The following is a 9,867-nucleotide window of genomic DNA, read 5'->3' on the forward strand; positions in this document are numbered from 1 at the left end:
TCGCGCCCCCGCGGCCGACCGGCCCGGCGTGGCGGGCATACGGGTGGTGCCGGTCGGATGGCGCCGGTTTCCCGCAGCGGATGGGCGGATCGAACGACCGCCGGCCCCGCGGACGTGGTGGCGTGAGATCGGCGGGAACTCGGCGGGAACCCGGCTCCGACGCGCTGAACAGGCAACGCGCGGGCCTCGCCGCCCGCGTCCGCCTCCCGTGGCGCTAGCCTGAGTGCACGATGAACCGGTTGACGACACCCTGGGGCGAGTTCGGCCTCACCCGATTTCCCGAGCATCCCCGCGACACGCTGCGCGCGTGGGACAGCGCCGACGAATATCTGCTGCGGCACCTCGACGGAATCGACGCCGAGCCGACGGACCTGTCGGGCACGGTGGTCGTCGTCGGCGACCGGTGGGGGGCGCTGACCACGGCGCTCGCCGGCCACCGGCTCGAACGGCTCGTCACGGGCCCTCTCGTACAGATCACCGACTCCTATCTCACCCAGCAGGCGACGCGCGCGAATCTGCGGCGCGGCGGCGCCGACGCCGTCCAACTGCTGTCCGCCAGGGACACCCCGCCGGAGCGGATCGACGTCCTGCTGATCCGTGTCCCCAAGAGCCTCGCGCTCCTGGAGGACCAGCTGCACCGCCTCGCGCCGGCCGTCCACCCGGGGACCGTCGTCATCGGTACGGGACGGGTCACCGAGATCCACACCTCGACGCTGAAACTGTTCGAGCAGATCCTCGGCCCGACCAGGACCTCGCTCGCGGACAAGAAGGCGCGGCTGATCTTCTGCGCGCCCGCCTCGGGACGCGTACGGACCCCCAGCCCCTGGCCGCACAGTTACGCGCTGCCCGACGGGCTCGGAGCCGTATCGGGCCGTACGGTCGTCAACCACGCGGGCATCTTCTGCGCGGAACGGCTCGACATCGGCACGCGGTTCCTGCTGCGCCACCTCCCGCGGCGCCGCGGCGCCGAGCACGTGGTCGACCTCGGCTGCGGCAACGGCGTGGTGGGGACGGCCGCGGCCCTGGACAACCCGGCGGCCAGGGTGACCTTCATCGACGAGTCCTTCTCGGCGGTGGCCTCGGCCGAGGCCACCTTCCGCCGGAACGCCGACGCCGGCACCCCGGCGGAGTTCGTCCTCGGCGACGGGCTGACCGAGGTACCGGCGGGGACGGTCGACCTGGTGCTGAACAACCCGCCGTTCCACACCCATCAGGCGACGACCGACGCGACGGCCTGGCGCATGTTCACCGGATCACGCGCGGCGCTGCGCCCCGGCGGCGAACTGTGGGTCATCGGCAACCGGCACCTCGGGTATCACATCAAGCTCCGGCGGCTCTTCGGCAACTGCGAGATCGTGACGAGCGACCCGAAGTTCGTCATCCTGCGGTCCGTCAAAAGCTGACCCACGCGCGGGCACCGCGCTCAGGCGGTGGCGAGCGAGATCTCCGATCCCCAGCTCCTCGACCGCCTCCAGCGTGATGGCGGCGGTGATCTCCTGACCACCGTCCAGCCGCACCTTGACGGCGGCCATGACCTCGCCGCGGGTGACATCGGTGACGGTGCCACCTGGTGTGGCGGTCCGCTCGATGGGGCGGCCGGTTCATGGTGCTGGATCTTCCTCCAGGCGACCTCGCATCTGCTATGGACCATTGTCCAGAGAGTTGTGAATGCGAGGGAAAACGCCCTACGGTGTCGCACATGCAGTCCTACACGATCGGTCAGGCGGCCCGGCTTCTCGGCGTGAGTCCCGACACCGCGCGCCGCTGGGCCGACGCCGGCCGGGTCGCGACGCATCGCGACGACGGCGGGCGCCGGCTCATCGACGGCCGAGCTCTCGCGGCGTTCTCCGTCGAGGTCGCCCAGGGCGCCGCCGGTGAGGAAGAGGTCTCGTACACCTCGGCCCGTAACGCGTTCCCGGGCATCGTCACCGCCGTCAAGCTCGGTGATGTCGCGGCCCAGGTGGAGATCCAGGCGGGACCGCACCGGCTGGTCTCCCTGCTGACCAGGGAAGCCGTCGAGGAACTGGGACTGGAGGTCGGCATGCAGGCCACCGCCCGCGTGAAGTCCACCAGCGTGCACATCGACCGCGTCTGACCGCTCGCGCGCCCTCCCCGGGCCCGCACTGCCAAGGAGTCCACCCTGATGTCTTCCGCCTTCACCCGCCGCCGCGCCGCCGCCGCGCTCGTGACCGCAGCTCTTCTTGTGCCGCTGGCCGCCTGCGGCGGCAACGACGACAGCGAGAAGGTGACCGGCTCCCCGAGCGGGTCGGCGAGTGCCACCAAGGCGAACCTGACCGTGCTGGCCGCCTCGTCGCTGACCGATGTGTTCACGACGGCGGGCGCCGCCTACGAGAAGGAGAACCCCGGCACGAAGCTGACGTTCTCCTTCGCCGGTTCGCAGGAGCTGGCCGCGCAGGTCGAGCAGGGCGCCCCCGCCGACGCGCTGGTCACCGCCGACACCAAGACCATGGACGGGCTGAAGGCCGACACCGGCACCCCGACGATTATCGCCAAGAACCGTCTGGTGATCGCCACCGGTGAGGGCAACCCGGACAAGATCGAGAACCTCAAGGACCTCGCCGATCCGGATCTGAAGGTCGTGCTGGCAGCGCCCGAGGTGCCCGTCGGCCGCTACAGCAGGCAGGTGCTGGACGCGCAGAAGATCAATGTGAAGCCGGTGTCCGAGGAGCCGAACGTCCGCGCCGTACTGAGCAAGGTCGAGCTGGGCGAGGCCGACGCGGGCATCGTCTACGAGACCGACGCCGAGAGCGCTCCTGACAAGGTCGACGCCGTCGAGATCCCCGACGCGCAGAACGCCATCGCCGCCTACCCGGCCGCCACCCTGAAGTCGTCCAAGAACACCGACGCCGCCGCGGCCTTCGTGGCCTGGCTCAGCGGCCCCGAGGCGCAGAAGATCCTGCAGGCCGCGGGATTCCAGCAGCCGTAACACCCCCGGTGCGACGCAGGGGGCCGGCCGGGTCGCAGGACCGGACAGCCCCCATCCGCACCGCCGTCCTGATCCGCCCGCGCCCCGGACTGCCGAGCCCAGGAACCCCAGATGAGACGCTCTCGCATCCGCACCGGCAGGACCGGCGCTCCCGTCGCCCTGGTGCTGCCCGCCCTGCTCGCCATCGCGTTTCTGCTGCTGCCCCTGATCGGCATCCTCGCCCGTACGTCCTGGGGCAACCTCGGCGCGGATCTCACCGACCCCGCCGTCGTCGAGGCGCTGAAACTGTCGCTCCTGGTCTCCTTCTGGGCGCTCGGCCTCTCCCTGCTGTTCGGGGTGCCGCTGGCCTGGCTGCTGGCCCGCGTCCGGTTCCCCGGCAAGACCCTCGTGCGCTCGCTGGTCCTGCTGCCGATGGTGCTGCCGCCCACCGTCGGCGGAGTCGCGCTGCTGCTCGGCTTCGGCCGTCGCGGGCTGCTCGGCCCCTGGCTGGAGAACACCTTCGGCATCACCCTGCCGTTCCACACCTCGGGCGCCGTGGTCGCGGCCACCTTCGTCGCGATGCCCTTCCTCATCATCAGCCTCGAAGGAACCCTCGCCGGACTGCGGCCCGCCTACGAGGAGACCGCCGCCTCGCTCGGCGCCTCTCCGCTCCGGGTGTTCCTCACCGTCACCCTCCCCATGGTCGCCCCCGGGCTGGCCGCCGGCGCCGCGCTGACCTGGGCGCGCGCCCTCGGTGAGTTCGGCGCCACGATCACCTTCGCCGGCAATCTCCCCGGCACCACCCAGACCCTGCCGCTCCAGGTCTACCTGCTGCTCCAGAACTCGCCGGAGGCCGCCACCTCCGTCTCGCTGCTGCTGCTCGCCATCGCCATGGCCGTACTGATCGCCCTGCGTGGCCGCTGGACCAGCGGGCCCGTCGGCAGCGCAGGCCGCCCACCGGACGCCGGCCATCCGCCGGACGATCCCGAGACGGCGTCGGCCGCCCGGGCCGTGACTGTCGCCGGCACCGGCACCGGCCAGGCCGGACCCCCGGCCGCGCCGGAGCGCTGGCGGCTGCACGCCGAGGTCACCGGCTTCAACCGGCTCACCCTGGACGCCGAACCAGGCACCACCATCGCCGTCGTGGGCCCCAACGGCGCGGGAAAGACCACCCTGCTGCGCGCCCTCCTCGGCCTGACCCCCCGCGCCCACGCCGACCTCCGCCTCGGCGACCTGGATGTCACCTCCCTCCCTCCGCACCGCCGCGGCGTCGCCTGGGTTCCGCAGAACGGCGCGCTCTTCCCGCATCTCAGCGCCCTCTCCAACACCGCCTACGGACTGCGCGCCCACGGCGTCAGGCGCGGCGAGGCCCGTCGTACCGCACAGGAGTGGCTCGACCGGCTGGGCGTCGGCCATCTCGCCCACCGCAAGCCGCACCAGGTCTCCGGCGGCCAGGCGCAGCGTGTCGCGCTGGCCCGCGCGCTCGCCGCCCGGCCGCGGCTGCTGCTCCTGGACGAGCCCCTGGCCGCCCTCGACCAGACCACCCGCGCCCAGGTACGGCACACCCTGCGCGGCCATCTGGACAGCTTCGGCGGTGTCTGTCTGATCGTCACCCACGACCCGGTCGAGGCCATCTCCCTGGCCGACCGGGTTCTCGTACTCGACGACGGCCGCGCCCTCCAGGACGCCCCGCCCGCCGAAGTGACCCGCAACCCGCGCTCCCCGTGGGTGGCCCGGATGCTCGGCCGCAACGCCTGGCCCGGCACATTCGGCCCCGACGGGCTCGACCTCACCGCGGGCGGGCGGCTGGTCGTCGCGGAGCCGTCGGCCGACGGCTCCGCGGCCCTCGCGATCATCGCGCCGGAGGCCGTGTCCGTACACCGGGACCGGCCCGGCGGCAGCCCCCGTAATGTCTGGCGGGGAACGGTCCGGGAGATCACCGCCCTCGGCAGCCGGCTGCGCGTCCTGATCACCTCGGACGAGGCGCCCGACCTGGTCGCCGAGATCACGCCCGAGGCCGCCGCCGAACTCGGCCTGGCCGACGGCGTGTCCGTCTGGACCAGCGTCAAGGCCACCGAGGTCACCCTCGTCGCCCTGTGAGACCCGTACCGGAAGATCCACCGGTGCCACGGGCCCGACCAGGGCCAGGAGGCAGACAGAGCAGGGGAGCACACGATGTTGCTGCGTCAGCTGGAGTACCTGGTCGCGCTCGCCAGGGAACGGCACTTCGCCAGGGCCGCGGCGTCCTGCTACGTGTCGCAGCCGTCGCTCTCCGCGGCGATACGCAAACTGGAACACGAGCTGGACGTCCCCATCGTCCGGCGCGGCCGCCGCTTCGAAGGGCTGACGCCCGAGGGCGAACGGGTGCTGCTGTGGGCGCACCGCATCCTCGCCGAGCGCGACGCGCTGCGCCATGAACTCTCCGCGATGCGCGACGGTCTCGCCGGCACCCTGCGGCTCGGTGCCATCCCCACCGCGCTCACCGCCGCCTCGCTGCTCACCACACCGTTCGTCGAACGGCACCCGCGGGCGCGCGTCTCGCTGGAGTCCCTCTCCTCGCGCGAGATCACCCAGCGGCTGGCCGCGTTCGAACTCGACATCGCGCTCACCTACCTGGACGACCAGAGCCTGGGCCAGGTCCGCAGGACCCCGCTGTACGAAGAGCGCTATCTGCTGCTCACCCCGCACGACGGTCCGATGGCCGGACAGCCGGTGGCCCGCTGGGCGCGGATCGCGGCGCTGCCGCTGTGCCTGCTGTCGCCGCAAATGCGCAACCGCCGTATTATGGACGAGTATTTCGCCGCGGACGGAGTGGCCGCCGTGACCCCGGCCATCGAGACCGACTCCGTCGCCGGCCTGTACGCGCATCTGACCGCGGGCCACTGGTCGAGCGTGATCTCGCATGCCTGGCTGCATATGTTCGGCGTCCCCGACGGTATGCGTGTGGTCCCGCTGGAGAATCCGGCGCACGGGCCGCGGGTGGGCCTGGTCATCGCCGACCGCAGTCCCGAACCCGTGCTGGCCAGAGCCCTGTTGGAGATCGCCAGGGAAGCGGGCGTACGGGAAGCGCTCGACCAGCTCCTGGCCGCATATCTGCACCCGGTGGCCCCGCCGGGCGCTCGCGGATAGCCGGGCTCTATCCCGACATAGAAAGGTTCATTTTGACCACGGGCACCGGCCCCGAGGACCGTGGAGGCACCTTCCCGCAGTAACGGATGAGGAGCCGCAGTCATGGCAAAGGTGCTGTGTGTGCTGTACGACGACCCGGTGGACGGGTACCCGAAGTCCTACGCCCGTGACGACCTTCCACGTATCGACCACTACCCGGGCGGCCAGACCACCCCGACCCCGCAGGGGACCGACTTCACGCCCGGGCATCTGCTGGGCAGTGTCTCCGGTGAACTGGGCCTGCGTGACTTCCTGGAGTCCCGCGGCCACACCCTGGTCGTCACCTCCGACAAGGACCGGGACGGATCGGTCTTCGACCGGGAGCTGGTGGACGCCGATGTGGTCATCTCGCAGCCGTTCTGGCCGGCCTATCTGACGGCCGAGCGCATCGCGAAGGCCGAGAACCTGAAGCTCGCCATCACCGCGGGCATCGGGTCCGACCATGTCGACCTGGACGCCGCCATCGCCAAGGGCGTCACCGTCGCCGAGGTCACGTACTGCAACAGCATCAGCGTCGCCGAGCATGTCGTGATGATGACGCTGTCGCTGGTACGGAACTACCTCCCCTCGCACCAGTGGGTCCTGGACGGCGGCTGGAACATCGCCGACTGTGTCTCCCGCTCGTACGACCTGGAGGGCATGCAGGTCGGCACGGTCGCTGCGGGCCGTATCGGCCTCGCCGTCCTGCGCCGTCTCGCCCCCTTCGACGTGGGGCTCCACTACACCGACCGGCACCGGCTCCCCGAGTCCGTCGAGCAGGAGCTCGGGCTCACCTGGCACGCCAGTACGGCCGAGATGGTCCCGCACTGCGACGTGGTCACCATCAACGCGCCCCTCCACCCCGAGACGGAGGGACTCTTCGGCGACGAGCTGCTCGCCACCATGAAGCGCGGCGCCTATCTCATCAACACCGCCCGCGCGAAGATCTGCGACCGCGACGCCATCGACCGCGCCCTGCGCAGCGGACAGCTCGCCGGCTACGCGGGCGATGTCTGGTACCCGCAGCCCGCACCCGCCGACCACCCCTGGCGGACCATGCCGCACCACGGGATGACCCCGCACATCTCCGGTTCCTCGCTCTCGGCCCAGGCCCGCTACGCCGCGGGAACCCGCGAGATACTGGAGTCCTGGTTCGCCGGCACCCCCCTGCGCGACGAGTACCTGATCGTCGACAAGGGCGCACTGGCCGGGGTGGGAGCTCACTCCTACTCCGTATCCAAGACCTGACAGAGGTTCAGATCTGCCTGTCGGGTGCGTATATGACAGGTGTGTATATGACAGGACATCAGCTGCCCCGGCGCTCGATCATGGCCGGGGCAGCTGTGTTCTGTCCGGGCATCCGTTCGGCACACTGGTGCCGTGTCTTCACTTCCTCACCAACTACCCCACGGCTTTCCGGCGGGCCACATGGTCGTCTGCGGCGACGACACGCTGGCCCACCGGCTGGCGGGCGAGCTGCGCGACGTCTACGGCGAACAGGTCGTGCTGGTCGTGCCGCCCGTACGCGCCTCCCGCCTGCCGCCCGCACCGCTCGCAGGACGGGGCAGGGCCTCCACCTTCCTGGGACGGATGTCCGCCGCCATGGTCCGTACGGCCATCGCCTCGCCGGGCCCGGCCGGTGAAGGGCCGGGGAGAGCGGACGGCCCGCGCGTCCTGGAGGCACTCGAACTCGACGAGGACGTGCTCGTGGACGCGGGGGTGGCGGAGGCGGCCGCGCTCGCCCTCGTCCATGACGACGATGACATCAACATCCGGGCCGCACTCGCCGCCCGCCGGCTCAATCCCCAGTTGCGCCTGGTCATCCGGCTCTACAACCGCAAACTCGGCCAGCATCTGGAGGAGCTGCTCGACCAGGCCGCCGCCGTCGCCGTCCCCGGGCTCGACACGGCGGCCCTGGACGCCTCCACCACCGTCCTCTCGGACGCAGACACCGCGGCCCCGGCGCTCGCCGCCACCGCCGTCGCCGGTACCAGCAAGGTGGTCAGGGCCGACGGCCTGCTGCTGCGGGCCGTCGAACGCAACCCGCCAGGACCCGGCGAGGTGGCCGACCCCGGGCTGTGCACCCTCGCCCTGCTCTCGGCCACCACCAACGACCCGGCGGGCGAGGAGGGTTCGGACAACAGCGGGCAGGACGGGCCGCGACTGCTGCCCGACGAGGCGAGCGCGGCCGCCGCCACCGGGCGGGGCACGGTGGTCCTGGAGGCCGTGTCCCACGCGGGGCCCGATCTGCCGCTGGGCCGGCTGGCCGGCCGCGGCGCCCCGCTGGGCTCGCTGTTCTCCCGCCGGCTGCGCTGGTCGTTCGCCGGGATCCTCGCGGCCGTGTTCGCCCTGGCCGTCGCCGCCACGCTCGCCACCGACGCCGGTCCGCTCCGTGCCACGTACCTCACGCTGCTCGACCTCTTCGGCATCGGCGATCCGGCGGTCGGCGAGCCCGCCGGCCGGCAGATCCTGCAACTCCTCTCCGGAGTCGCCGGACTTCTGCTGCTGCCCGTGGTGCTCGCGGCCGTCCTGGAGGCCCTCGGGACCTTCCGTACGGCGTCGGCGCTGCGCAGGCCGCCGCGCGGTCTTTCCGGCCATGTCGTGCTGCTCGGACTCGGCAAGATCGGCAGTCGGGTGCTGGTGCGGCTGCGTGAGCTGGGCATCCCCGTGGTCTGTGTGGAGGAGGACCCCGACGCGCGCGGTATCGCGCTCGCGCGCAGCCTGCGGGTGCCGACCGTCCTGGGCGATGTCACCCAGGAGGGCGTGCTGGAGGCCGCCAAGATCGAGCGGGCGCACGCGCTGCTCGCCCTCACCAGCGTCGACACCACCAATCTCGAAGCCGCGCTGTACGCGCGCTCCGTCGCTCCCGGGCTGCGGGTGGCGCTGCGGGTGTACGACGACGACTTCGCGACCGCCGTCTACCGCACCCTGCGCGCCGCTCACCCCGGGGCGCTCACCCGCAGCCGCAGCGTGTCCACCCTGGCGGCCCCGGCCTTCGCCATCGCCATGATGGGGCGTCAGATCCTCGGGGCCATCCCGGTGGAGCGCAAGGTGCTGCTGGTCGCCGCCATCGATGTGGCGGGCCATCCGCGGCTCGAAGGGCGCACGATCGCGGAGGTGTTCCGCCCCGGCGCCTGGCGGGTCATCGCGCTGGACACCGCGGGCCCGGGGGAGCGGGTGCCCGATCTGGCGGACACCCGGCTGGACCGCGAGGAGCGGCGGCCCGCGGGGCTCGTATGGGATCTGCACCCCGGCTATGTCCTGCATCCCCGGGACCGGGTGGTGCTGGCGGCCACCCGGCGGGGCCTCGCCGAACTCCTCGGACGGCAGTCCGCCTCCCGGCTCCGCCCCTCCCCGGACCCCGGCTGACCAGGTGTGGCGTACCGGCGGGTAACGGCCGGGAGGTCGGGCGGGCGCGGCATACAGCGGATGCGGCGGCGGTGGGCGGGAACGAGAATGGCGAACACCGGACGAACGAGGAGGCGGCATGAACGCACAGTCCGATGCGCGGCCGGAGCGCGAGAACGTGACCCCGGACCGGCTGCTGCACACCGGCGCATATGACGAGGTCACGGCCGAGGATCTCGCGCTGGCCTCAGGCCGCGATCTCACTCCGGACACCATCGAGTGGGCCCGGCGGCGACTGGCCGAGCGGGGCCGCGCGGCCATCGAGGAACAGCTTCCGTAGAGCACCGCTGTAGGCCGTGTCCGCAAAGTTTCGCCTGGCCGACGACGCCCGGCACGCACGCTCGCCGCGTTGTCGGAATCATCCGAGTACATCCAGTACACGAATG

General features: G+C 71.9%; 8 protein-coding genes and 1 pseudogene. 8 read left to right on the plus strand and 1 reads right to left on the minus strand.

Going from position 1 to position 9,867, the window contains the following annotated elements:
- The first annotated feature begins 230 nt into the window (after positions 1–230).
- Entirely contained in the window at positions 231–1,403 is a 1,173-nt protein-coding gene (locus ACFVWW_RS27485) for a methyltransferase (RefSeq protein WP_384193527.1), read from the plus strand.
- Positions 1,404–1,448: 45 nt separating this feature from the next.
- On the opposite strand, the pseudogene ACFVWW_RS27490 reads toward ACFVWW_RS27485, so the two are convergent.
- Positions 1,449–1,589 (minus strand): annotated as a pseudogene (locus ACFVWW_RS27490) (TOBE domain-containing protein); the annotation flags it as partial.
- A gap of 110 nt (positions 1,590–1,699) precedes the next feature.
- Between ACFVWW_RS27490 and ACFVWW_RS27495 the strand changes: the two are divergent.
- The 7 genes from ACFVWW_RS27495 to ACFVWW_RS27525 all read left to right on the plus strand — a co-directional run bounded on the left by ACFVWW_RS27495 (position 1,700) and on the right by ACFVWW_RS27525 (position 9,761).
- Positions 1,700–2,095, plus strand: coding sequence for a molybdopterin-binding protein (locus ACFVWW_RS27495; RefSeq protein WP_384193529.1), 396 nt, complete (start codon positions 1,700–1,702; stop codon positions 2,093–2,095).
- Positions 2,096–2,143: 48 nt separating this feature from the next.
- Positions 2,144–2,947 (plus strand): molybdate ABC transporter substrate-binding protein, encoded by an 804-nt coding sequence (gene modA / locus ACFVWW_RS27500; RefSeq protein ID WP_386878144.1) that lies wholly within the window; start codon positions 2,144–2,146, stop codon positions 2,945–2,947.
- Between the two features lie 111 nt (positions 2,948–3,058).
- Positions 3,059–5,026: an ABC transporter permease gene (locus tag ACFVWW_RS27505; protein WP_386878145.1), complete on the plus strand. Its 1,968-nt coding sequence runs from the start codon at positions 3,059–3,061 to the stop codon at positions 5,024–5,026.
- Between the two features lie 75 nt (positions 5,027–5,101).
- Positions 5,102–6,055, plus strand: coding sequence for a LysR family transcriptional regulator (locus ACFVWW_RS27510; protein ID WP_386878146.1), 954 nt, complete (start codon positions 5,102–5,104; stop codon positions 6,053–6,055).
- A gap of 102 nt (positions 6,056–6,157) precedes the next feature.
- Positions 6,158–7,321, plus strand: a complete 1,164-nt coding sequence (locus ACFVWW_RS27515) for an NAD-dependent formate dehydrogenase (protein ID WP_384193538.1) — start codon at positions 6,158–6,160, stop codon at positions 7,319–7,321.
- Positions 7,322–7,501: 180 nt separating this feature from the next.
- On the plus strand, positions 7,502–9,442 hold the full coding sequence (locus ACFVWW_RS27520) for an NAD-binding protein (protein ID WP_386878158.1): 1,941 nt from the start codon (positions 7,502–7,504) through the stop codon (positions 9,440–9,442).
- A 118-nt stretch (positions 9,443–9,560) separates the two neighbouring features.
- Entirely contained in the window at positions 9,561–9,761 is a 201-nt protein-coding gene (locus ACFVWW_RS27525; protein WP_384193540.1) for a hypothetical protein, read from the plus strand.
- The last annotated feature ends 106 nt before the right edge of the window (positions 9,762–9,867 follow it).

This window comes from Streptomyces sp. NPDC058198, from assembly GCF_042882605.1.
GTDB lineage: Bacteria > Actinomycetota > Actinomycetes > Streptomycetales > Streptomycetaceae > Streptomyces.

Bases quoted from the DNA above. Each gene is read 5' to 3' on its own strand.
- ACFVWW_RS27485 (WP_384193527.1), top strand. From the start codon at position 231: ATGAACCGGTTGACGACACCCTGGGGCGAGTTCGGCCTCACCCGATTT.
- ACFVWW_RS27495 (WP_384193529.1), top strand. From the start codon at position 1,700: ATGCAGTCCTACACGATCGGTCAGGCGGCCCGGCTTCTCGGCGTGAGT.
- modA (WP_386878144.1), top strand. From the start codon at position 2,144: ATGTCTTCCGCCTTCACCCGCCGCCGCGCCGCCGCCGCGCTCGTGACC.
- ACFVWW_RS27505 (WP_386878145.1), top strand. From the start codon at position 3,059: ATGAGACGCTCTCGCATCCGCACCGGCAGGACCGGCGCTCCCGTCGCC.
- ACFVWW_RS27510 (WP_386878146.1), top strand. From the start codon at position 5,102: ATGTTGCTGCGTCAGCTGGAGTACCTGGTCGCGCTCGCCAGGGAACGG.
- ACFVWW_RS27515 (WP_384193538.1), top strand. From the start codon at position 6,158: ATGGCAAAGGTGCTGTGTGTGCTGTACGACGACCCGGTGGACGGGTAC.
- ACFVWW_RS27520 (WP_386878158.1), top strand. From the start codon at position 7,502: ATGGTCGTCTGCGGCGACGACACGCTGGCCCACCGGCTGGCGGGCGAG.
- ACFVWW_RS27525 (WP_384193540.1), top strand. From the start codon at position 9,561: ATGAACGCACAGTCCGATGCGCGGCCGGAGCGCGAGAACGTGACCCCG.